At 51.6% G+C, this 24,479-nt stretch carries 20 protein-coding genes; 15 read left to right on the forward strand and 5 right to left on the reverse strand.

Features of this window, described 5'->3' with window-relative positions:
* Nucleotides 1-253: 253 nt before the first annotated feature.
* Nucleotides 254-1,402, forward strand: a complete 1,149-nt coding sequence (locus ACKI5T_RS06435) for an MFS transporter (RefSeq protein ID WP_407436448.1) — start codon at nt 254-256, stop codon at nt 1,400-1,402.
* A 36-nt stretch (nt 1,403-1,438) separates the two neighbouring features.
* On the opposite strand, the gene pflA is transcribed toward ACKI5T_RS06435, so the two are convergent.
* The 4 genes from pflA to ycaO all read right to left on the reverse strand — a co-directional run bounded on the left by pflA (nt 1,439) and on the right by ycaO (nt 7,739).
* On the reverse strand, nt 1,439-2,179 hold the full coding sequence (pflA, locus tag ACKI5T_RS06440; RefSeq protein ID WP_012016819.1) for a pyruvate formate lyase 1-activating protein: 741 nt from the start codon (nt 2,177-2,179) through the stop codon (nt 1,439-1,441).
* A 203-nt stretch (nt 2,180-2,382) separates the two neighbouring features.
* The gene (gene pflB / locus ACKI5T_RS06445) at nt 2,383-4,665 is read right to left on the reverse strand and encodes a formate C-acetyltransferase (RefSeq protein WP_407436451.1); all 2,283 of its coding nucleotides are present in this window, start codon (nt 4,663-4,665) and stop codon (nt 2,383-2,385) included.
* Between the two features lie 50 nt (nt 4,666-4,715).
* Entirely contained in the window at nt 4,716-5,573 is an 858-nt protein-coding gene (focA, locus tag ACKI5T_RS06450) for a formate transporter FocA (RefSeq protein ID WP_407436453.1), read from the reverse strand.
* A gap of 405 nt (nt 5,574-5,978) precedes the next feature.
* A complete protein-coding gene (gene ycaO, locus ACKI5T_RS06455) occupies nt 5,979-7,739 on the reverse strand; it encodes a 30S ribosomal protein S12 methylthiotransferase accessory factor YcaO (protein ID WP_407436455.1) in 1,761 nt (586 codons plus the stop codon).
* Between the two features lie 139 nt (nt 7,740-7,878).
* Here ycaO and ACKI5T_RS06460 point away from each other — a divergent pair, with 139 nt between their 5' ends.
* The 13 genes from ACKI5T_RS06460 to ACKI5T_RS06520 all read left to right on the forward strand — a co-directional run bounded on the left by ACKI5T_RS06460 (nt 7,879) and on the right by ACKI5T_RS06520 (nt 22,799).
* Nucleotides 7,879-8,571 (forward strand): DUF421 domain-containing protein, encoded by a 693-nt coding sequence (locus ACKI5T_RS06460; protein WP_407436457.1) that lies wholly within the window; start codon nt 7,879-7,881, stop codon nt 8,569-8,571.
* Between the two features lie 162 nt (nt 8,572-8,733).
* Entirely contained in the window at nt 8,734-9,822 is a 1,089-nt protein-coding gene (gene serC, locus ACKI5T_RS06465) for a 3-phosphoserine/phosphohydroxythreonine transaminase (RefSeq protein WP_407436459.1), read from the forward strand.
* A gap of 68 nt (nt 9,823-9,890) precedes the next feature.
* Nucleotides 9,891-11,174, forward strand: a complete 1,284-nt coding sequence (gene aroA / locus ACKI5T_RS06470; protein ID WP_407436461.1) for a 3-phosphoshikimate 1-carboxyvinyltransferase — start codon at nt 9,891-9,893, stop codon at nt 11,172-11,174.
* Between the two features lie 184 nt (nt 11,175-11,358).
* Entirely contained in the window at nt 11,359-12,042 is a 684-nt protein-coding gene (gene cmk / locus ACKI5T_RS06475) for a (d)CMP kinase (RefSeq protein ID WP_407436463.1), read from the forward strand.
* 110 nt (nt 12,043-12,152) lie between these two features.
* Entirely contained in the window at nt 12,153-13,826 is a 1,674-nt protein-coding gene (gene rpsA / locus ACKI5T_RS06480; protein WP_012016827.1) for a 30S ribosomal protein S1, read from the forward strand.
* A 170-nt stretch (nt 13,827-13,996) separates the two neighbouring features.
* A complete protein-coding gene (ihfB, locus tag ACKI5T_RS06485; protein WP_012016828.1) occupies nt 13,997-14,284 on the forward strand; it encodes an integration host factor subunit beta in 288 nt (95 codons plus the stop codon).
* A gap of 210 nt (nt 14,285-14,494) precedes the next feature.
* Nucleotides 14,495-16,759 (forward strand): ComEC family protein, encoded by a 2,265-nt coding sequence (locus ACKI5T_RS06490; protein WP_407436466.1) that lies wholly within the window; start codon nt 14,495-14,497, stop codon nt 16,757-16,759.
* 36 nt (nt 16,760-16,795) lie between these two features.
* On the forward strand, nt 16,796-18,544 hold the full coding sequence (msbA, locus tag ACKI5T_RS06495) for a lipid A ABC transporter ATP-binding protein/permease MsbA (RefSeq protein ID WP_407436468.1): 1,749 nt from the start codon (nt 16,796-16,798) through the stop codon (nt 18,542-18,544).
* Complete coding sequence (lpxK, locus tag ACKI5T_RS06500) at nt 18,541-19,518, forward strand: tetraacyldisaccharide 4'-kinase (protein WP_407436470.1); 978 nt, start codon at nt 18,541-18,543, stop codon at nt 19,516-19,518. The genes msbA and lpxK overlap by 4 nt, the downstream gene beginning before the upstream one ends.
* Before the next feature lie 42 nt (nt 19,519-19,560).
* The gene (locus ACKI5T_RS06505) at nt 19,561-20,790 is read left to right on the forward strand and encodes a winged helix-turn-helix domain-containing protein (RefSeq protein WP_407436472.1); all 1,230 of its coding nucleotides are present in this window, start codon (nt 19,561-19,563) and stop codon (nt 20,788-20,790) included.
* A gap of 45 nt (nt 20,791-20,835) precedes the next feature.
* Nucleotides 20,836-21,018, forward strand: a complete 183-nt coding sequence (gene ycaR, locus ACKI5T_RS06510) for a protein YcaR (RefSeq protein WP_059178447.1) — start codon at nt 20,836-20,838, stop codon at nt 21,016-21,018.
* A complete protein-coding gene (gene kdsB / locus ACKI5T_RS06515; protein WP_407436474.1) occupies nt 21,015-21,761 on the forward strand; it encodes a 3-deoxy-manno-octulosonate cytidylyltransferase in 747 nt (248 codons plus the stop codon). The genes ycaR and kdsB overlap by 4 nt, the downstream gene beginning before the upstream one ends.
* Nucleotides 21,762-21,905: 144 nt before the next feature.
* Nucleotides 21,906-22,799 (forward strand): YcbJ family phosphotransferase, encoded by an 894-nt coding sequence (locus ACKI5T_RS06520; protein ID WP_407436476.1) that lies wholly within the window; start codon nt 21,906-21,908, stop codon nt 22,797-22,799.
* On the opposite strand, the gene elyC is transcribed toward ACKI5T_RS06520, so the two are convergent.
* Nucleotides 22,776-23,555, reverse strand: coding sequence for an envelope biogenesis factor ElyC (gene elyC, locus ACKI5T_RS06525; RefSeq protein ID WP_407436478.1), 780 nt, complete (start codon nt 23,553-23,555; stop codon nt 22,776-22,778). The genes ACKI5T_RS06520 and elyC overlap by 24 nt on opposite strands.
* Before the next feature lie 124 nt (nt 23,556-23,679).
* On the opposite strand from elyC, the gene cmoM reads away from it, so the two are divergent.
* Nucleotides 23,680-24,456 (forward strand): tRNA uridine 5-oxyacetic acid(34) methyltransferase CmoM, encoded by a 777-nt coding sequence (cmoM, locus tag ACKI5T_RS06530; protein WP_407436480.1) that lies wholly within the window; start codon nt 23,680-23,682, stop codon nt 24,454-24,456.
* Nucleotides 24,457-24,479: the final 23 nt, after the last annotated feature.

Here is a 24,479-nt window from a genome sequence, read left to right on the forward strand (position 1 = left end):
GCCGGGGCGAATGCTCCGGCTTTTTTATTATCTATCATGAAAGTTTTCAACTGACCTTCGTGACTTATTTACCGCTTAGATGAATGAAAACAGTTAGATAATTAATACGTATGTCCTTAGGCGCTTAAGGAGGATGAATTTTTTAAATCGACAGAGAACAAATCGTGCGAGGCCGCTAAGCCTATGGATTGACTTTGTTTTTACTGGTGGCATGATGCGCTCGAAATCTTTACTTCCTCACGGTTTTTAATCCATGTCCACCTATTCCCGGCCAGTGCTGCTGTTGCTCTGTGGCCTGCTTTTGTTGACCCTGGCGATTGCGGTTTTAAATACGCTCGTCCCGCTTTGGCTCGCCCATGAAAACTTACCGACCTGGCAAGTGGGCATGGTGAGTTCGTCCTATTTTACCGGCAACCTGCTCGGTACATTGCTGACGGGTAAATTAATTAAGCGCTTCGGCTTTAATCGTAGCTATTACCTGGCCTCACTGATTTTTGCTGCCGGATGCGTGGGGTTGGGCCTGATGGTCGGGTTCTGGAGCTGGATGACATGGCGGTTCATTGCGGGCGTGGGCTGCGCAATGATCTGGGTGGTCGTGGAAAGTGCGTTGATGTGCAGCGGTACATCGCGGAACCGTGGGCGTCTGCTGGCAGCGTATATGATGGTCTATTACGTCGGTACCGTGCTGGGCCAGCTAATGATCAGCAAACTGCCAACCGATTTGATGAGCGTTTTGCCATGGGTCACTGGCATGGTACTGGCCGCTATTCTGCCGTTGTTATTTACCCGTATTGTGAATCAAGGCAGCGAACACCACGAGGCCACGCAGGTCTGGTCAATGCTGAGGCTTCGCCATGCACGTCTTGGTGTCAATGGCTGCATTATCTCCGGTATCGTGCTGGGTTCGCTGTATGGCTTGATGCCGCTGTATCTGAATCATCAGGGCGTGAGCGACTCCGGAATTGGATTCTGGATGGCGGTGATGGTGAGTGCGGGTATCGTCGGTCAATGGCCGATTGGTAAACTGGCGGATCGCTACGGTCGCTTGCTGGTGCTGCGTGTTCAAGTATTCGTGGTGATTTTGGGTTGTCTTGCGATGCTGGGAAATGCAGCAATGGCACCTGCCTTGTTTATTCTCGGTGCGGCGGGCTTTACGCTCTATCCTGTTGCCATGGCCTGGGCGTGTGAAAAGGTGGAGCACCATCAGCTGGTGGCGATGAATCAGGCGTTACTGCTGAGTTACACCATTGGCAGTCTGCTGGGACCTACGTTCACCGCCATGCTGATGCAGAATTATTCCGATAATTTGCTGTTTATCATGATTGCCAGCGTGGCGTTTATTTATCTTCTGATGCTGCTGCGCAAAGCCGGTGAGCATCCAACGCCAGTCGCGCATGCGTGATAAAAAAAGCCCGGTGCGATTGCCCGGGCTTTTTTATTAATACATTACCTTGTGACCGTATTGCTCAAGAATACCTTTCACCCGCTCCATGGTCTCTTTCTTCGGCGGCTTAACGCCATCAAGCTTGTATTCTTCGCCCATCGCCACCCATTTGTGCTTGCCCAGCTCATGGTACGGCAGCAGTTCGATTTTCTCGACGTTACCCATATCGCGGGTGAATTCACCCAGGCGATGAGCAGAATCATCATCATCTGACCAGCCTGGCACGACGACATAACGAATCCAGGTTTTGATTCCTTTGCCTGCGATGTATTTGGCAAATTCCAACGTACGGTGATTTGAGACGCCGACCAGATTCTGGTGGATTTCGTCGTTCATTTGCTTCAGATCGAGCATCACCAGGTCGGTCACTTCGAGTAACTCATCAATGACCGGATCGTAGCGACGCACAAAACCATTGGTATCCAGACAGGTATGAATACCTTCTTTCCGACAGGCGCGGAACCAGTCACGGACGAATTCTGCCTGGAGAATGGCTTCTCCACCGGATGCGGTGACGCCACCGCCAGAGGCATTCATAAAGTGGCGATAGGTCACCACCTCTTTCATTAGCTCTTCAACGGTGATTTCCTTGCCGCCATGCGTGTCCCATGTATCGCGGTTATGGCAATACAGGCAACGCATCAGACAACCCTGGAAGAAGGTAATAAAGCGGATGCCTGGGCCATCAACAGTGCCACAGGATTCAAAGGAGTGAATACGACCAATAATTGACATTGCGGTGATATCTCCAGATTCGGCCCGTACAGGGCCTGTTTATATGCATAGCTCAGTTGGCTATGTCGAGTCTGTTTTGGCTGTTATCCATTCAGTATAGATACCGGGCAAAAGAGACTAACGTGGAGAGGGTGTTAAAAAGGCCCCACGGATGTGGAGCCTTTATTGTACGCTTTTTACGGCGTGGTTTCAGTCAATTCCAGTTAGATGGATTGAGTGAAGGTACGAGTGATAACGTCCTGCTGCTGTTCTTTAGTCAGCGAGTTAAAACGTACCGCGTAGCCAGATACACGGATGGTCAACTGCGGATATTTTTCCGGGTTTTCCATTGCATCAAGCAGCATTTCACGGTTCATCACGTTCACGTTCAGGTGTTGACCACCTTCGATGGATGATTCGTGATGGAAGTAACCGTCCATCAGGCCAGCCAGGTTGGTTTTACGCACTTCGTCGTCTTTACCCAGCGCATTTGGAACGATAGAGAAGGTATAAGAGATACCATCTTTCGCGTAGGCAAACGGCAGTTTAGCAACGGAAGTCAGAGAGGCAACAGCACCTTTCTGGTCACGGCCGTGCATTGGGTTAGCACCTGGGCCAAATGGCGCGCCAGCGCGACGACCGTCTGGGGTATTACCGGTTTTCTTACCGTACACAACGTTAGAGGTGATGGTCAGAACAGACTGAGTCGGGATAGCGTTACGGTAGGTAGTCAGTTTCTGAATTTTCTTCATGAAACGTTCAACCAGGTCAACTGCCATGTCATCAACACGCGAGTCGTTGTTACCAAACTGCGGGTATTCGCCTTCGATAGCGAAGTCGATAGCCAGACCGTCTTCATCACGAATGGGTTTAACTTTCGCATATTTGATAGCAGACAGGGAGTCAGCAGCAACAGACAGACCAGCGATACCGCATGCCATGGTGCGAACCACGTCACGGTCGTGCAGTGCCATCAGAGAGGCTTCGTAGCTGTATTTGTCATGCATGTAATGGATGATGTTCAGGGCGGTGACATACTGCTTAGCCAGCCAATCCATGAAGTGATCCATACGTTCCATGACTTCGTCGAAGTTCAGAACGTCACCTTTGATTGGTTCAGATTTAGGACCAACCTGGATTTTCAGTTTTTCATCAACGCCGCCGTTGATAGCGTACAGCATGGTTTTCGCGAGGTTAGCACGAGCACCGAAGAACTGCATTTGCTTACCAACAATCATTGGGCTTACACAACACGCGATAGCGTAGTCATCGTTGTTGAAGTCAGGACGCATCAGATCATCGTTCTCATACTGCAGAGAAGAGGTATCGATGGACACTTTAGCCGCGAATTTCTTGAAGTTCAGTGGCAGCTTTTCAGACCACAGAACAGTGATGTTTGGTTCCGGAGACGGGCCCATAGTGTACAGGGTGTTCAGGAAACGGAAGCTATTTTTGGTGACCAGAGTACGGCCATCAACACCCATACCAGCGATGGATTCAGTTGCCCAGATTGGGTCACCGGAGAACAGTTCATCATATTCAGGCGTACGCAGGAAGCGAACCATACGCAGTTTCATGACCAGGTGGTCAATCATTTCCTGAGCGTCTTGTTCGTTGATTTTGCCAGCTTTGATATCACGTTCGATGTAAGCATCCAGGAAGGTGGATACGCGACCGAAGGACATTGCTGCGCCGTTCTGAGACTTAACAGCAGCCAGGTAGCCGAAGTAAGTCCACTGAATTGCTTCCTGAGCATTGGTCGCAGGACCAGAGATATCACAGCCGTATTTCGCTGCCATCTCTTTGATCTGGCCCAGTGCGCGGTACTGTTCAGAGATCTCTTCGCGCAGACGGATAGTTGCTTCCAGGTTTACGCCGTTTTCCAGATCAGATTGCAGAGACAAGAATTGAGCGTATTTGTCTTTCATCAGGAAGTCGATGCCGTACAGCGCAACGCGACGGTAGTCACCGATGATACGACCACGGCCATAAGCATCTGGCAGACCAGTCAGAACGCCAGATTTGCGGCAGTTCAGGATGTCTTTGGTGTAAACATCAAACACGCCCTGGTTGTGAGTCTTGCGGTATTCGCTGAAGATTTTTTTCAGCATTGGGTCCAGCTCGCGATCGTACGCTTTGCATGAACTCTCAACCATTTTGATGCCACCGAACGGAATAATTGCACGTTTCAGTGGCGCTTCAGTCTGCAGACCAACGATTTTCTCAAGGGCTTTGTTGATATAGCCAGCATCGTGAGAAGTGATGGTAGAGGCAACGGAAGTATCGAAATCAACTGGCGCGTGAGTGCGGTTTTCCAGTTTAACGCCTTCCATTACGTTGTCCCAAAGCTTGGTGGTTGCGTCAGTTGCACCAGCCAGGAAGGATTCGTCACCTTCATACGGGGTATAGTTTTTCTGAATAAAGTCACGCACGTTGACTTCTTTCTGCCAGTCACCTTTCGCGAAACCTTCCCAGGCTGTGGCTAACTTTTCATTAAGTTCGGACATGTGATACCTACCTTCTTAAGTGGATTTTTTATTTACTGCCTGAGAAACCATCAATGATGATTGTCGCCACGCAGGTAAATGACCCAGTATGTCAACCCAACCAACAGACCCCCACCGATAATATTCCCAATGGTGACTGGGATCAGATTATCTGTGATGAAATTCATAATAGTCAGGTGAGAGAAACTTTCCGGGCTTGAACCAACAGCGGTCCAGAACTCCGGGCTCGCAAAGTTGCGGATGACGATCCCCATCGGGATCATAAACATGTTTGCGATGCTGTGTTCAAAGCCGCTGGCGACGAACATGGCGACGGGCAGAACCATAATCATGGCTTTGTCCATCAGGCTACGTCCGGAGTAGCTCATCCAGACAGCCAGGCACACCATCAGGTTTGCGAGGATACCCAGAGCGACGGCTTCAATGAATGTGTGATGCATTTTGTGGTCGGCGGTTTGAAGGACGTTAAGCCCCCAGCCACCGTTGGCGGCCATGTACTCGCCAGACAACCACATGAGCAGAACAAAGAGCAAACAGCCAATCAGGTTGCCAACGTAGACGTTGAGCCAGTTGCGCGCCAGTTGGCCCCAGGTGATTCTTCCGCTCGCTTTTGCCACAACGATAAGGACTGTTGAGGTAAAGAGATCAGCGCCACAGATGACGCACAGAATCAAACCCAGTGAGAAACAGATACCGCCAATTAATTTTGCAATACCGAAAGGCATCGCAGCAGTACCGGTGGTCGCAGTGATGTAGAAGACAAATGCGATGGAGATGAACATACCAGCGGTAATCGCCAGATAGAACGTCGTCATCGGGTGCTTTGTTGCTTTATAGACACCCGCTTCTTCGGCCACTTTGGCCATCGCTGCTGGGAGTATTAGATCAAAAGGGTTGTCAGCTTTCACACTAACTCTCTCTTTATTAAGTCGGCGACGAGATACTAACAAAGCATTATAGAAGAGAAATTGATATAGATCATATCTCGCCTGGCTTATAGGCCCGCAAAGCGTGTGGTTTTGCTACGATTGCGGCGTAAGTTTTTGATTATCCGTATAAAAATAAATTTTAAAAGTTATGAAAAGAGTTGAATTATTTCCTGAAGGCTCCCGATGGCAGTTAATTAAAATGGAGTAATTGCCCTAAAAAGTAACAGTAAAACGCAAGTAAACTTAATTATATTTACCTGTGATTAACGTTATTATTACAATTAAAATTCATTGCGAATAAATATAAAAAACGGGGCAATGAAATTGCCCCGTAATATAGCTCAGCGGATAAGATACGCCTACAGTCTATGGTGTTATGTGCGCTTATTTTGACCAGTAAGCGACTTTCGCACGCTGCAGTTTTTCATACGCTTTCAGCAGAGACTGATGTGCCGGGAACGCTTTGAGGTCGCTGTCGACAGGCTGAAGGCCATAGAATGGCGCTTCACCGCTCAGGGCGGCACTTGCAGCTTCAACGGCATCAGCACCATACATACGCACGAACGCGTTCAAATATTGCAGCGGCTGGCGATCTTCTTCCTGAGAGAGCAGCAACAAGGTTTGCAGGCAGCGGTAATAATTTGCACGCTCAGCGCTGAATACAGACTGGTTGTACTCAATGGTCCACTCGGTCCAGGCCAAAGCCTGATCCAGATCGCCACCGGCCAGCGCCAGCATTGCTTTCAGTTCGCCAATACGCAGCGTGTACCAGCCAGTGTCTTTACCGGTCGCCAGACCCAGCAACTCGCGCACGCGAGTCATATCATCGTGACCTTCATCGTCCATTTGGGCAATCAGGTTCAAATACTCTTCTTTTTCCCATTCACTGCCCGGCAAGGCGAGCAAGGTTTCGCGAAGATGGCTGCCCATTGCGTTATTTGCCAGCCACAAATCTTCTGCTGGATAAATATCAGACATGCCAGGAACCAGAATACGGCAGGCGTAAACGCTCAGGTGTTCGTAATCGGCGATGTACACTTCTTTATCTTCGGCTTTGAAGATGGCCATTAGCGTGGCGAACTCTTCTTCGGTTGTGCCGGAGAAATTCCAGTCCACAAACGGGTAGTCAGCGTCCTGTTTGAACATGTCCCAGGAGATCAAACCGCTGGAATCAATGAAGTGAGTTTCCAGATTAGTGTGTTCGCCCACTTCTTCATCATCAAAGGTCGGTGGCGTAAACACGTCCAGATCTTTCAGGCTGCGGCCTTGCAGCAGCTCGGTCACGGTACGTTCCAGCGCTACGCCAAAATCAGGGTGCGCGCCAAATGAGGCGAAACACGTCCCGTTAGCTGGGTTGAACAGCACCACGCAGATAACCGGGTATTTACCGCCCAGTGAACCGTCGTACGCAAAGATCGGGAAACCTTCGGCTTCCAGTTTAGCGATGGATTCCACCACGCCCGGATAGCGCGCCAGCACGTCGCTCGGGATTTCCGGCAGGCTGATGGATTCCGCAATAATGCGATTTTTGATATGGCGCTCAAACACTTCAGAAAGACCCTGAACGCGAGCTTCGTTGCGGGTGTTACCAGCAGACATACCGTTGGAAACATACAGGTTACCGACGATGTTCATCGGAATGTAGACGGTTTGTTCATCAGACTGACGGGTAAACGGCAGGGCGCAAATACCTCGCTCGTCATTACCGGATTGCAGATCGATCAGCATACCGGCGGTCAGTTCGTTGTCAGGATCGTAAAATGCACGCAGGCGCGTATCCAGAATGCCGTCTGGCAATTCATCGTCTTCCGTCAGCGGGAACCATTTTTCATTCGGGTAATGCACGAACGGGCCGTTTGCGATCGTGTCGCCCAGCCAGAAATCCGCAAAGAAATAGTTTGTGGACAGACGCTCAAAATACTCACCCAGCGCAGAAGCCAAAGCCGCTTTTTTGGTGGCACCTTTACCGTTGGTAAAGCACAGCGCGCAATCGGTATCACGAATATGAACAGACCAGACGTGCGGAACTGGGTTGAGCCAGGAGGCTTCTTCGATATTAAAGCCCAGGTCGGTCAGTTTTTGCTGGAAGCGAGCGATGGAATCTTCCAGAGCGGCGTCTTTGCCGGGGATGAATGTTTGAGTCATGGCTATCACTTTTATCGTACGGTAAGCGCGCAATGATACGGGTTTTGCGTGACTGGCGCTATCTTCGCGAAGGATACGGCGAAAATAAAAGGCTGGACTATGCTTACAGGCAGTAACTCACTGTTAAGGCATAGAAAAAATGAAAGCGTTTGATCTTCAACGGATGGCATTCGACAAAGTTCCGTTAGAGTTTTTAGGGGAAGTGGCTCTTCGCAGCCTCTATACCTTTATATTGGTTTTTTTGTTTCTCAAGATTACGGGCCGCCGCGGCGTACGGCAGATGTCGTTATTTGAAGTATTAATCATCCTTACCCTCGGCTCGGCGGCTGGGGACGTTGCCTTTTACGATGACGTACCGATGATCCCGGTGTTGATCGTTTTTGTCACGCTGGCGTTGCTGTATCGCCTGGTGATGTGGTTGATGTCGAAAAGTGAAAAACTTGAGGATTTACTGGAAGGTAAACCGGTGGTGATTGTGCAAGAGGGGCAGCTCGCCTGGGAGAAAGTCCGCAGCGCAAACATGACAGAATTTGAGTTTTTCATGGAGTTACGCCTCAACAGCGTGGAGCAGTTGGGGCAAGTACGACTGGCTATTATGGAAACCAACGGCCAGATCAGCGTGTATTACTACGATGACGACGAGGTGAAGCCGGGCCTGTGTATTTTGCCCGATGAATGCGTGAAGCGATTTATGGTCGTGCCAGAATCAGGCGAGTATGCCTGTATACGTTGTAGCCATGTTGTCACCATGCAGGCGGGGGAACATCAATTATGTCCCCGCTGTGCGCATCCAGAATGGACGAAGGTTAGCAGGGCTAAACGTATCACCTGACAGCCATTTTGTCGGTTTTGTGCCTATGTGATGGCAGAATGTTTTGTGTGACGGTGGATACATTTTCCGGGTCAGAAGTTTTAGACATTGCGGCGCGTGTCACTGAATGATAAAACCGATATCCACAGTTATAACTTAGTGCTTTTAGCGTGGTGAGGGTAAATGGCTCAGGTCTTCAATTTCAGTTCAGGTCCGGCAATGTTACCGGTAGATGTACTTAAACAAGCCCAGCAGGAGCTTTGCGACTGGCAGGGCCTTGGTACATCGGTGATGGAAATTAGCCACCGTGGTAAAGAATTTATCCACGTGGCGGAAGAGGCAGAAAAGGATTTTCGCGATCTGCTGAATATTCCCTCGAACTACAAAGTATTGTTCTGTCATGGCGGCGGTCGTGGTCAGTTTGCAGGAATTCCGTTAAATCTGTTGGGCGACAAAACGGTCGCAGATTATGTCGATGCCGGTTACTGGGCTGCCAGTGCGGTCAAAGAAGCGCATAAATACTGCACACCCAATGTGATCGATGCCAAAGTGACGGTTGATGGCTTGCGCGCAGTTAAACCCATGAGCGAGTGGCAGCTATCCGACAATGCCGCGTATCTGCACTACTGCCCGAATGAAACGATCGATGGTATCGCCATTCATGAAGAGCCAAACTTTGGCAATGATGTGGTGGTCACTGCGGATCTTTCTTCCACCATTCTCTCCGGTCCGCTGGACGTAAGCCGCTACGGCGTCATCTATGCGGGTGCGCAAAAAAACATTGGTCCGGCTGGCTTGACGTTGGTAATTGTGCGTGAAGATCTTTTAGGTAAAGCGCATAAGGCGTGTCCTTCCATTCTCGATTACACCGTGCTGAACGATAACGACTCGATGTTCAACACCCCGCCGACGTTCGCCTGGTATCTTTCTGGCCTTGTTTTTAAATGGCTCAAGAAAAACGGTGGCGTGGCGCAGATGGACAAGATCAATCAGCAAAAAGCCGAGCTGCTTTACAGCACAATTGATGGCAGTGACTTCTATCGTAACGATGTCGCGAAAGCCAACCGCTCGCGCATGAACGTGCCGTTCCAGCTTGCGGACAGCAATCTGGATAAAGTCTTCCTTGAAGAGTCTTTCGCCGCAGGTTTGCATGCGCTAAAAGGCCACCGCGTCGTGGGCGGCATGCGTGCTTCTATCTACAATGCGATGCCTCTTGAAGGCGTCAACGCGCTGACCGATTTTATGGTCGACTTCGAACGTCGCCACGGTTAATCGCGCTATGTTCACCCCGTAGCGTCGCTGCGGGGTTTTTTATTATGTCGAGTTGAGAGTTAAGCTTCATGGAATCCCTGACGTTACAACCTATCGCGCGAGTTGATGGCACCATTAATCTGCCTGGCTCAAAAAGTGTCTCGAACCGCGCGCTGCTGCTGGCCGCTTTGGCAAACGGCACCACTGTTCTTACTAACTTGCTGGATAGTGATGACGTTCGCCATATGCTCAATGCGCTGAAGGCGTTGGGTGTTCAGTTCACGCTGTCTGCCGATCGTACCCGCTGCGAAGTCGTGGGTAACGGCGGCGCGCTCAAATCGGCTACCGAACTGGAGTTGTTTTTAGGTAACGCGGGAACGGCGATGCGCCCGCTGGCAGCTGCGTTGTGTCTGGGAAGTAACGATATCGTGCTGACCGGTGAACCGCGCATGAAAGAGCGTCCGATTGGCCATCTGGTCGACGCGCTGCGTCAGGGCGGCGCGCAGATTGACTACCTTGAGCAGAAAAACTATCCGCCAGTACGTTTACGCGGTGGGTTTACCGGCGGCAATGTGGAAGTCGACGGCAGCGTATCCAGTCAATTCCTGACCGCGCTTTTAATGACTGCGCCTCTGGCCCCGCAGGATACGGTGATTAGCATCAAAGGCGATCTGGTGTCTAAACCTTATATCGATATCACATTGCATCTGATGAAAACGTTTGGCGTTGAGGTCGAAAACCAGGCGTATCAGCGCTTTGTGGTTCGCGGTGCGCAGCAATATCAATCTCCGGGCAATTATCTCGTTGAAGGCGATGCATCTTCAGCGTCCTATTTCCTGGCCGCAGGTGCGATTAAAGGCGGCACGGTTAAAGTTACGGGAATCGGGCGTAACAGCGTGCAGGGCGATATTCGCTTTGCCGATGTGCTGGAAAAAATGGGCGCGGTGGTGACCTGGGGCGATGATTTCATCTCCTGTACGCAAGGTGAGCTCAATGCGGTTGATATGGACATGAACCATATTCCGGATGCGGCAATGACCATTGCGACGGCGGCGCTGTTTGCCAAAGGAACAACAACGCTTCGAAATATTTACAACTGGCGCGTCAAAGAAACGGACCGTTTGTTTGCGATGGCGACTGAGCTGCGTAAAGTCGGGGCACAGGTAGAGGAGGGCGAAGATTATATTCGCATCACGCCTCCTGCAAAACTGCAGGTCGCAGAGATAGGCACCTACAACGATCACCGCATGGCGATGTGCTTCTCGCTGGTGGCGTTATCCGACACGCCAGTGACGATTCTCGATCCGAAATGCACCGCCAAAACCTTCCCGGATTATTTCGAACAGCTCGCACGCATCAGTACTCTTGCTTGATAAATCCCTGCCGCATCTTCGGATGCGGCAAAGACTTACGCTTCCTGACGGTGTTCCCGCCCATTTCTTCTACACTCTGCTTCATTAATTCCGTAATTTGCATGCAAAGATAACAGTTGCCTGCTTTGGCGCGTATAATGCGCGGCGTTCATGTTAACGGTATGCCTTAATGAAGGAGAAAAAGATGACGGCAGTTGCCCCGGTAATCACTATTGATGGGCCAAGTGGCGCAGGGAAAGGGACTCTGTGTAAAGCGATGGCAGAAGCATTGCAATGGCATCTTTTAGACTCGGGAGCAATCTATCGCGTACTGGCTTTAGCGGCGTTACATCACCATGTCGATGTAGCCTCTGAAGAAGCGCTGGTGCCTCTGGCTGCGCATCTGGACGTACGTTTTATCTCTACACATGGCAACCTTGAAGTCATTCTTGAAGGCGAAGACGTGAGCGGTGAAATCCGCACCCAGGAAGTGGCGAATGCGGCTTCACAGGTCGCTGCCTTCCCACGTGTTCGAGAGGCGCTGTTGCGTCGCCAGCGGGCATTCCGTGAAGCGCCGGGGCTCATTGCCGATGGCCGTGACATGGGCACAGTGGTCTTCCCCGATGCGCCTGTTAAAATTTTCCTGGACGCCTCATCGGAAGAACGCGCGCAACGCCGCATGCTTCAGTTGCAGGAAAAGGGGTTTAGTGTTAACTTTGATCGCCTTTTATCCGAGATAAAAGAGCGCGACGACCGCGATCGTAACCGCGCTGTAGCACCGCTTGTTCCGGCAGAAGATGCCTTAGTTCTGGATTCGACCAGTTTAACTATTGAGCAAGTGATTGAAAAAGCGTTACAATATGCGCGCCAGAAATTGGCACTCGCTTAACTGCGACAGAATTGGTAGTACCCCCGCTGCAATGGATTGACGGCGGGTATGTGAAACAACCCCATCCGGCACGGAGCCAGGTGGACGTTATATTAACCTGAAGATTAAACATGACTGAATCTTTTGCTCAACTATTTGAAGAATCCTTAAAAACAATCGAAACCCGTCCGGGTTCCATCGTTCGTGGTGTTGTTGTTGCTATCGACAAAGATATCGTACTGGTTGACGCCGGTCTGAAATCTGAGTCTGCCATTCCGGCAGAGCAGTTCAAAAACGCCCAGGGCGAGCTGGAAATCCAGGTGGGTGACGAAGTTGACGTTGCACTGGATGCAGTAGAAGACGGCTTCGGTGAAACTCTGCTGTCCCGTGAGAAAGCTAAACGTCACGAAGCTTGGATCACGCTGGAAAAAGCTTACGAAGAAGCTGAAACTGTCGTCGGTGTTATCAACGGCAAAGTTAAAGGTGGCTTCACTGTTGAGCTGAACGGTATTCGCGCGTTCCTGCCAGGTTCACTGGTAGACGTTCGTCCTGTTCGCGATACTCTGCACCTCGAAGGCAAAGAGCTCGAGTTCAAAGTCATCAAGCTGGACCAGAAGCGTAACAACGTTGTTGTTTCTCGTCGTGCAGTTATCGAATCCGAGAACAGCGCAGAGCGCGATCAGCTGCTGGAAAACCTGCAGGAAGGCATGGAAGTCAAAGGTATCGTTAAGAACCTCACTGACTACGGCGCATTCGTTGATCTGGGTGGCGTTGATGGCCTGTTGCACATCACCGACATGGCGTGGAAACGCGTTAAGCATCCAAGCGAAATCGTAAACGTTGGCGATGAAATCACTGTTAAAGTGCTGAAGTTCGACCGCGAGCGTACCCGTGTTTCCCTGGGTCTGAAACAGCTTGGCGAAGATCCATGGGTCGCTATCGCTAAACGTTACCCAGAAGGTACTAAACTGACTGGTCGCGTTACCAACCTGACTGACTATGGCTGCTTCGTTGAAATCGAAGAAGGCGTTGAAGGCCTGGTTCACGTTTCCGAAATGGATTGGACCAACAAAAACATCCACCCATCCAAAGTTGTTAACGTTGGTGATGTAGTGGAAGTTATGGTTCTGGATATCGACGAAGAACGTCGTCGTATCTCCCTGGGCCTGAAACAGTGCAAAAACAACCCATGGCAGCAGTTCGCGGAAACCCACAACAAGGGCGACCGTGTTGAAGGTAAAATCAAGTCTATCACTGACTTCGGTATCTTCATCGGCCTGGACGGCGGCATCGATGGCCTGGTTCACCTGTCTGACATCTCCTGGAACGCTACAGGCGAAGAAGCAGTTCGTGAATACAAAAAAGGCGACGAAATTGCAGCGGTTGTTCTGCAAGTTGACGCAGAACGTGAGCGTATCTCTCTGGGCGTTAAACAGCTCGCAGAAGATCCGTTCAACAACTGGGTTGCTGTGAACAAGAAAGGCGCAATCGTAAACGGTAAAGTGACTGCAGTTGACGCTAAAGGCGCAACCGTAGAGCTGGCTGACGGCGTTGAAGGTTACCTGCGCGCTTCTGAAGCTTCACGTGACCGCGTTGAAGATGCGACTCTGGTTCTGAACGTTGGCGACGATGTTGAAGCTAAGTTCACCGGTGTTGACCGTAAGAACCGTGCAATCAGCCTGTCTGTTCGTGCTAAAGACGAAGCTGATGAGAAAGATGCAATCGCAACTGTTAACAAACAGGAAGATGCTGGTTTCTCCAACAACGCAATGGCTGAAGCTTTCAAAGCAGCTAAAGGCGAGTAATATCAAGTTCTCTGCATCTTACTGAGATGTAACTCTGTTACATCTCGAAGGATGACGAGCAGACTTGACAGATTGCTGGATTCGTCCTGTAATCAATAACAAAGGGCGGCTACGGCCGCCCTTGTTTAATAAGCTGTTCAGCTAAATGGTTTGAAGGAACCGGAGGAATCATGACCAAGTCAGAATTGATTGAAAGACTTGCCAGCCAGCAATCGCACATTCCTGCAAAAGCAGTGGAAGATGCAGTTAAAGAGATGCTGGAGCATATGGCCTCGACTCTTGCACAGGGCGAGCGCATTGAAATCCGCGGTTTCGGTAGTTTCTCTCTGCACTATCGTGCACCACGAACCGGGCGTAACCCGAAGACTGGCGATAAAGTGGATCTGGAAGGCAAATATGTTCCGCACTTTAAACCTGGTAAAGAACTGCGCGATCGCGCCAATATTTACGGAAACTGAGTTTGCCTGCGGGCAAAACTGGGTTATCTAATGAAAGCACCTTCGGGTGCTTTTTTTATGGGTTTAGCTATAAACCTGAAGCCGCTTCGCAAGTACCCTTTGTCGTTACTGCAAACTGAAACAACCCCTTCTGCACTGCGCGTATTTTCTCCTTTTCCAGGCTGACTTTGCACTATTACCGTACCACACTGTCCTGAACAGGGAGGTGTTATGGGTATTCCAGCGATAAGTGCATGTCTGATAACAGCGATATTACCGCTGTTGTGGTTGCCTTCACTTCCCGATATTTGGACGACCTGGGTTTGTGTCGCCACTGGGACTTTACTGGGATTCCAGCGGTTGAGATGGCTACGCTATGTCGGTTTGTGGATGATTTTCTTTGCGTGGGGCGTGTTAGCCGCTCTTGAATCCGTTTGGCCTATGCAGCATTTAACGGCAGGGCCGCAGCAAGCTGAGGTGGTGATTACATGGACCGATGGCGCAACTACTCATCAAGGGCGAATCGTGAGCCTCAACGGAAAACCCTGGTTTTCAACAACAGGCGTCACTCTATACGGTAACTATTTACCGCAACCATCATGCGCGGGACAGCGGTGGGCCATGACGTTACGCCTTCGCACTGTTCACGGTGAACTCAATGATGGGGGATTCGATTCACAGCGCTATGCGCTAAGCATGCATCAGCCGCTGAGCGGGCGCTTCACCCATGCAGAAGCAGTAGATCTCACCTGCAGCTTACGGGCTCGCTATCTTTCTTCGCTCACTTCAGCTTTAGCGCCTTACTCATGGGGTTCAGTCATTCTCGGGCTCGGAATGGGGGAACGATTAGCGATCTCTCCTGAGATCAAAAACTTGATGCGGGAAACGGGTACGTTACACCTGATGGCGATTTCCGGTTTACACATTGCCTTTGCGGCATCAATCGTATGGCTTATCGTGCGAGGCATCCAGTTCTTCCTTCCGTGTCGCTGGGCGGGATGGCGCATGCCACTTCTGGCAGGCGTCTGTTTCGCTGCGTTCTATGCGTGGCTCACTGGTATGCAGCCGCCAGCGCTACGCACCGTCGTTTCGCTCATTGCACTGGCATCACTCCGTTTCAGCGGTCGTCAGTGGTCTCCGTGGCAGGTGTGGTTATCCTGTGTAGCGGCAATTCTTATTGTCGACCCTCTGGCGGTCCTTTCACAAAGCCTCGCGCTTTCCGCCTTTGCCGTCGTCGCGCTTATTTTTTGGTATCAGTGGCTGCCTTTGCCGGAAGGGGGCTATCCGCGGTGGATAAAACCCTTGATCACTCTGCTGCATTTGCAATTGGGGATGCTGTTTTTACTGTTACCGCTACAGGTCAGTATTTTTCACGGGATGAGCATTTCATCGTTAGTCGCCAATATTTTTGCCGTCCCGCTGGTGACGTTTATTTCAGTACCGCTGATCCTGGCGGGAATGCTGTTACACCTTTGTCCCTTACCTCTGTTCGAGGAGTGTGTTTGGCTGTTAGCGGATAAATCTCTGGCTGTTCTCTTCTGGCTGCTGAAAGGGCTACCGGATGGCTGGATAGATATTGATGAACGCTGGCTACCGGTCACGCTCTTGCCATGGCTCGCAATTATTGGCTGGCGATTTCGGGCCTGGGTATCGGCTCCTGCGATAAGTATTGTCAGCAGTGTGTTGCTCACGTATCTGTTGTGGCGCCCTGTGAAATCAGAAGGTTGGACGGTCCATATGCTGGATATTGGGCAGGGGCTGGCAATGGTCATCGAGCATAATGGCAGGGCCATTTTGTACGATACCGGGTTGGCCTGGCCGGGCGGAGACAGTGCGAAGCAGCACATTATTCCCTGGCTGCGCTGGCACCATCTGACACCTGAAGGGGTCATCATTAGCCATGAACATAGCGATCATATCGGTGGGTTGAATTCATTACGTGAGGTGTGGCCAATGATGTGGGTAAGAAGCCCGCTAGGTTGGGCCAATCATCAGCCCTGTTTCAAGGGGCAACACTGGCAGTGGCAAGGCTTGACCTTTACGGTTCACTGGCCGCCGAGAGAGTACCAGGCGTTAGGTAATAATCGTTCATGCGTGGTGAAAATCGATGATGGTAAGCACAGTGCATTGTTAACGGGCGATATTGAAGCAAAGGCCGAGTTAGCGATGCTTAGTCACCACTGGCAGTTTCTAGCGTCTACACTTATCCAGGTGCCACATCATGGCAGTAATACGTCTTCGTCTCAGGCGCTGGTACAGCGTGTTGGAGGGAAAATTGCGTTAGCCTCGGCGGCGCGTTACAACACCTGGCGATTTCCGTCTTTCAAAGTGGTTAAACGTTACAAACAGGAAGGCTACTCTTGGTTCGATACACCTCAGTATGGGCAAATCTCAGTTAGTTTTTCATCTCAGGGTTGGCAAATCCGCCGCTTACGAGATCAAATTTTACCGCGTTGGTATCATCAGTGGTTTGGCGTGCCCGTAGATAACGGGTAGAATATGCGGCTATTTCAACAAATGCTGGTTTTTTGAATGCATAACGACAAAGATCTCTCCACGTGGCAGACCTTCCGCCGACTCTGGCCGATGATTGCACCCTTTAAAACAGGTCTGATCGTGGCGGGTGTCGCATTAATCCTCAACGCAGCAAGCGATACCTTTATGCTATCGCTCCTTAAACCGTTACTGGACGACGGTTTTGGTAAAACGGATCGCTCAGTGTTGCTGTGGATGCCTCTGGTGGTTATCGGGCTGATGATCCTTCGCGGCGTGACCAGCTATGTCTCTAGCTACTGCATCTCGTGGGTATCGGGCAAAGTGGTGATGACCATGCGTCGTCGGCTGTTCAGCCACATGATGGGGATGCCCGTTGCTTTCTTCGATAAGCAATCTACCGGCACCTTACTGTCGCGTATCACTTATGATTCCGAGCAAGTGGCGTCGTCATCTTCAAGTGCGCTGATTACCGTCGTACGTGAAGGGGCCTCGATTATCGGCCTCTTCGTTTTGATGTTCTATTACAGCTGGCAGTTGTCGATCATCCTAATCGTCCTGGCACCCATTGTTTCAATCGCTATTCGCGTCGTATCAAAGCGTTTTCGTAGCATCAGTAAGAATATGCAGAATACGATGGGGCAGGTGACGACCAGTGCCGAACAAATGCTGAAAGGCCACAAAGAGGTATTAATCTTTGGTGGGCAGGATGTTGAAACTAAACGCTTTGACAAGGTCAGCAACAAAATGCGTTTACAGGGGATGAAGCTGGTTTCAGCCTCTTCAATCTCGGATCCGATCATTCAGCTGATTGCCTCTCTGGCTCTGGCATTTGTTCTTTATGCTGCCAGCTTCCCAAGCGTTATGGAGACATTAACTGCGGGCACGATAACTGTGGTGTTCTCATCGATGATTGCTCTGATGCGCCCGCTGAAATCATTGACCAACGTTAATGCCCAGTTCCAGCGCGGTATGGCGGCATGTCAGACGCTGTTCAGTATTCTGGACTCCGAACAAGAAAAAGACGAAGGCAAACGTGTTATCGAACGCGCTCACGGTGATGTGGAGTTCCGCAATGTGACCTTCACTTATCCTGGCCGCGAAGTCCCTGCCTTGCGCAATATCAACCTGAGCATTCCAGCAGGTAAAACAGTTGCGCTTGTCGGACGTTCAGGATCAGGTAAATCGACGATTGCCAGCCTGATGACCCGTTTCTATGATATCGATGAAGGTGAAATTCTGCTGGACGGTCATGACCTGAGAGAGTACACGCTTCAGTCGCTGCGTAATCAGGTGGCGCTGGTCTCTCAAAACGTCCATCTGTTCAACGATACGGTAGCCAATAACATCGCTTATGCACGTACGGAAGAGTACAGCCGTGAAGCAATCGAAAATGCGGCGCGTATGGCTTATGCGATGGACTTCATCAACAAGATGGATAACGGTCTCGACACCATTATCGGCGAGAACGGCGTGCTGCTTTCAGGCGGTCAGCGTCAGCGAATCGCGATAGCTCGCGCGTTGTTGCGCGACAGTCCGATTCTGATTCTGGATGAAGCAACCTCTGCGCTGGATACCGAGTCTGAGCGCGCGATTCAGTCGGCGCTGGATGAACTGCAGAAAAACCGCACATCGCTGGTGATTGCACACCGCTTGTCCACGATCGAGCAAGCGGATGAAATCGTCGTGGTGGAAGATGGCTTGATCGTCGAGCGTGGAAGCCATGCGGATCTTATCGAGCAACGCGGCGTCTATGCGCAGCTTCATAAAATGCAGTTTGGCGCATGATTGCACGCATCTGGTCCGGAGAATCACCTCTGTGGCTGCTGCTATTGCCGCTTTCCTGGCTGTATGGCCTGGTGAGCGGCATCATCCGTCTTTGCTACCGAATTGGCATTAAACGTTCGTGGCGTGCACCGGTACCCGTTGTTGTCGTCGGCAATCTCACGGCCGGGGGGAATGGTAAAACACCCGTGGTCATTTGGCTGGTGGAACAACTTTCTCAGCGGGGTATTCAAGCTGGCGTTGTGTCACGGGGCTATGGTGGAAAAGCGGAAAGTTATCCTCTGCTGCTGACATCCCAGACCACAACGGAACAAGCGGGCGACGAGCCTGTACTTATCTTTCAGCGAACCGGGGCTCCGGTTGCTGTTTCACCAAATCGGAGCGAAGCCGTTCAGGCGTTGCTGGCCGCAAACCCGGTTGACATCGTCATCACGGACGATGGCTTGCAGCATTATGCTCTCGCACGTGACAAAGAAATCGTGGTTATTGACGGCGTGCGTCGTTTCGGTAATGGCTGGTGGTTACCCGCGGGTCCGATGCGCGAACGAGCGTCGCGACTGCGCACGGTCGACGCTGTCATCGTCAACGGCGGTGAAGCGCTGCCAGGTGAAATTCCGATGCGATTAATCCCCAGTCAGGCCGTGAATCTACTGACCGGAGAAAGGCGGGAGGTTTCGCAACTGCCCGCCCTGGTGGCGATGGCAGGAATCGGCCATCCACCTCGTTTCTTTGCGACGCTGGAGCAATGTGGTGCCCATCTTGAAGCCAGGATTCCTCTTGCCGATCATCAGGCACTTAGCCTTGTGGATGTTGACCCGCTGGTGACCGTTAACCAAAACCTGATCATGACCGAGAAAGATGCAGTTAAATGCCGCGCTTTCGCAAAACCTAACTGGTGGTATCTTCCGGTGGATGCTGAACTCAGCGGTGAAAAGCCAGAACTCTTGCTCCAGGAACTGATGTCGCTGGTGCGTTAAGCACATACGGTTCTGGTAGCGCGATGACGAACAGGAAAACGCATGCCCTTACCGCACCTCTCGCTCCAGGCAGCCCGTAATCTGCACCTTGCCGCACAGGGCCTTTTAAAGAAGCCCCGTCGCCGTGCGCAACCCTCGGATATTCTCTCTACTGTTCAGCGTATGTCGCTGTTGCAAATCGATACGATCAACATTGTTGCTCGCAGCCCTTATCTCGTCCTTTTTAGTCGCCTGGGAGATTATCCTTCCCACTGGCTTGATGACGCGCTGAGTCGGGGAGAGCTCATGGAATATTGGGCTCATGAGGCATGTTTTCTGCCGCGAAGTGATTTTGGTCTGGTCCGCCACCGGATGCTGGCGCCAGAAAAAATGGGCTGGAAGTATCGTCAGGAGTGGATGCACGAAAATGCGGATGAGATCGAACAACTCATCGAGCACATTCACGAAAACGGCCCGGTCCGCTCAGCAGATTTTGAACATCCCCGCAAAGGCACAAGCGGTTGGTGGGAGTGGAAGCCGCATAAACGGCATCTCGAAGGGCTTTTTACGTCTGGAAAAGTCATGGTAGTTGAGCGGCGTAATTTCCAGCGAGTTTACGATCTCACTCATCGCGTGATGCCTCACTGGGATGATGCGCGCGATCTGCTCGATCAAACAGCGGCAGAGGCCATCATGCTGGACAATAGCGCCCGTAGTTTAGGCATTTACCGCATGCAGTGGCTGGCGGATTACTATCGCCTTCGTCAACCGGCCCTGAAATCGACGCTTGAACGCTGGCAAGAAAACCAGCGAGTGGTGCAGGTGGACGTAGAAACGTTGGGTGAAATGTGGCTACATGCGGATTTATTACCGCTCCTGCCTCTGGCTCTGGACGGGAAGTTGAGCGCGTCACACAGTACCGTATTATCACCGTTTGATCCTATCGTCTGGGACCGCAAGCGCGCCGAACAACTGTTTGGTTTTACGTATCGTCTTGAATGCTACACTCCCGCGCCAAAGCGTCAGTATGGCTACTTTGTTCTACCGCTGCTGCATAAAGGCCAACTGGTGGGGCGTATGGATGCCAAAATGCACCGAAAAACAGGCGTACTGGAAGTGATTGCGTTGTATCTGGAAGAGGGCGTCAGAGTCAGTTCAGCGCTGGAAAAAGGGCTTTTCTCCGCACTTAACCATTTCGCCAGTTGGCAGGGGGCAAATCGGGTCACTCTGTCGCGATTACCCGATCAACTTTTCGAGGCGTGTCGGAGTGGCTGGGAAATAGACATAGCCTGAAAAAGGAATGTGGTAAGCTTTCATCATTATTGATACGGAGGAACTATGGATCACCGTTTACTTGAAATCATTGCCTGCCCGGTGTGCAACGGCAAACTCTATTACAGCCAGGATAAACAAGAACTTATTTGCAAACTGGACAATCTGGCGTTTCCGCTGCGCGATGGCATTCCGGTCCTGCTTGAAACGCAAGCCCGCTCGCTGGCGGCAGAAGAGAGCCGACCATGAGTTTTGTCGTCATTATTCCGGCGCGTTTTGCCTCCATGCGTTTACCAGGCAAGCCGCTGGTGGATATTAATGGCAAACCGATGATTGTCCATGTGCTTGAAAGAGCCCGTGAGTCAGGTGCCGATCGTGTGATTGTTGCCACGGATCACGAAGACGTTGCCCGTGCCGTCGAAGCGGCCGGTGGCGAAGTATGCATGACTCGCGCCGATCATCAGTCCGGCACGGAAAGACTGGCTGAAGTCGTCGAAAAATGTGGTTTTAGCGATGACACCGTTATCGTTAATGTGCAGGGCGATGAGCCGATGATCCCGGCGGCGATAATTCGCCAGGTTGCGGAAAACCTCGCGCAGCGTCAGGTGGGAATGGCAACGCTTGCCGTACCAATTCATCATGCTGAAGAAGCGTTTAATCCGAACGCGGTTAAAGTGGTGATGGACGCTGAAGGCTACGCGCTCTATTTCTCCCGCGCAGCTATTCCGTGGGATCGCGACCGTTTTGCTGCCTCTCAAGAGGTGATTGGCGACACGTTCCTGCGACACCTGGGTATTTACGGCTATCGCGCCGGCTTTATCCGCCGCTATGTGACCTGGGCGCCAAGTCCGCTGGAGCAAATCGAAATGCTCGAACAGCTGCGTGTGCTCTGGTATGGCGAAAAAATCCACGTTGCGGTTGCCCAGGAAGTTCCTGGAACGGGCGTTGATACACCTGAAGATCTCGAACGCGTGCGTGCTGAACTGCATTAATTTCCCCACATCCCCTCACTCGAGGGGATGCTCTACCGCCAGGTTTTCCTTCATTTTTCTTCATCCAAATTGATCTTATCGGGGTGACATCCGTCTGCGACGCGCTCATTATAAAAGCAGTAGTTTTGATGGGGATAATCTGATATGGAACAGCTGCGTGCCGAGCTAAGCCACCTGCTGGGGGAACAACTCAGCCGGGTGGAGTGCGTGAATGAAAAGGCGGACACTTCGCTGTGGTCGCTGTATGACAGTCACGGTAATCCGATGCCGCTAATGGCAAGGAGTTTTTCTTCCCCCGGTATCGCCAGACAGCTGGCGTGGAAAATGTCTCTGCTCGCGCGTAGCGGAACGGTGCGTATGCCGACCGTCTATGGCGTGATGACGCATGAAGAACATCCCGGTCCGGATGTTTTGTTGATTGAACGGTTGCGCGGGGTTCCCGTTGAGGCACCCGCTCGTACGCCGGACAGATGGGAGCAACTGAAAGACCAAATCGTTGAAGCGCTACTTGCCTGGCACCGGCAGGATAGTCGTGGTCTGGTGGGCGCTGTTGACAGCACCCAGGAAAATATCTGGCCTCACTGGTATCGCCAGCGTGTCGCAGTATTGTGGGGCACGCTCAATCAATTCAGTAATACCGGACTGACGATGCAGGATAAGCGAATTTTATTCCGCACGCGCGAATGTCTGCCAGCGTTGTTCGACGGTTTTAACGACAATTGCGTGTTGATTCATGGCAATTTCACCCTGCGCAGCATGCTTAAGGATTCACGCAGCGATCAGCTACTGGCGATGGTTGGGCCGGGAATTATGCTCTGGGCACCGCGGGAATATGAGCTTTTCCGTTTAAGCGACAGTGGTCTGGCAGAGGGTTTGCTTTGGCATTATCTCCAGCGCGCGCCCGTCTCGGAATCCTTCCTCTGGCGGCGCTGGGTCTATCTCATGTGGGATGAAGTGGCGCAGCTCGTCAACACAGGGCGCTTTAATCGCGCCAATTTCGATCTCGCCTCGAAATCACTCTTGCCCTGGCTCGCCTGACGATCCTTTTAACCATTGCCAGAGGCGTCCGAGCGTTTCATAGCCCACGCGATCGCTGTGCATCAGCCACACCGGTGACGGGATCGCGCGTTCCCATGGGTTCAGCGGCGCATCAACGGCCAGTTGATTAGCTGGCGCGGGGAGAGGATGTAACCCGGCATGTTCAAAGAAAATCATCGCGCGGGGTAAATGCGAGGCGGATGTCACCAGCAGGAATGGAGCATCACCGATGGCCTGTTTCACCGCTGCGGCTTCTTCTTCCGTATCTTTAGGGCTGTCGAGCGTGATTATCGCCGAGCGCGGCACGCCAAGTGATTCAGCCACGCGCGCCCCGGCTTCAGCGGTACTCACCGGATTGGTTTTTGCGGCTGCGCCCGTAAAGATCATTTTAGACCCCGGGTTCGCCAGCCACAGGCGAATGCCTTCGTTCAGACGCGGCAAACTGTTGTTGATCAAATTTGAACTGGGTGCCCAATTGGGATCCCAGGTGTAGCCGCCACCCAGCACCACGATGTAATCCACCTTCTGTTTCCCCTGCCACGTCGGGTACTTATTTTCAATAGGGCGCAACAGCCCATCAGCGACAGGTTGCAGGCTCAACAGCAGTAACATCAGCCAGGCCGCTGTCATCACGGTTTTTGCCGTTTTCTGAAAACGCGTCAACCAAAGCAGCAGCAGTCCAAGTGCCATCAGCAACAGCAAGAGTGGAAGAGGAAGCATCATGCCTCCAATAACTTTCTTTAGGGTAAAAAGCATCCTTTTTGGCTCCTTTTTTGACCATACAGCAGGCGATTACCCGCGATATTACACCAGAGAGGTTCATTATCCGCGCGGGTGTGACAAAATAGCGGTTTTGCTGGTAGCGGGTGGAACTCTCCCAATGCGGGATCGCAATTTCGATGACATCGCGGAAAAGTTTTCGCGCAATATTTACGGCACCACCAAAGGGCAGTTGCGCCAGACGATCCTCTGGCAGGATCTGGATACGCTGCTTGCCACCTACGGTAGCCGAAAGTTGCGCGTTCTCGATGCCGGCGGCGGTGAAGGTCAGACGGCCATTTTAATGGCCGAGCGCGGTCATCACGTGACGTTTTGCGATCTTTCCGCTGAGATGGTCGCGCGCGCGAAACGCGCGGCACACGAGAAAGGTGTGAGCGACAACATGCATTTTATACATTGCGCCGCTCAGGACATTGCCCAGCATTTGGAAACGCAGGTTGATCTGATATTGTTTCACGCGGTACTTGAATGGGTCGCTGAACCGCAAGCTATGTTAAACACGCTGTGGACTGTGCTAAACCCCGGCGGCGCACTGTCGCTGATGTTCTACAATGCCAATGGCCTGTTGATGCGCAATGTGCTGGTGGGCAATTTCGGTTATGTGCAGCAGGGCATGTATAAAAAGAAACGACGCACGCTTTCGCCAGATTTTCCGCGCGATCCCCAGCAGGTCTATGGCTGGCTGGAGGAGATTGGCTGGGAAATTACCGGCAAAACGGGCGTCAGGGTGTTTCATGATTATCTGCGCGATAAACAAAAACAGCATGAATGTCTGGACGCCTTAACAGAAATAGAAACACGGTATTGCCGCCAGGAGCCGTTTGTGAGCCTTGGCCGCTATATACACGTCACCGCGATTAAAAGCCTGGCCCGTTAGGCTTACACCGCAGATGCAAGGAT

Origin of the sequence: Lelliottia sp. (genome assembly GCF_045627565.1) — a bacterium.
Classification (GTDB): domain Bacteria; phylum Pseudomonadota; class Gammaproteobacteria; order Enterobacterales; family Enterobacteriaceae; genus Enterobacter.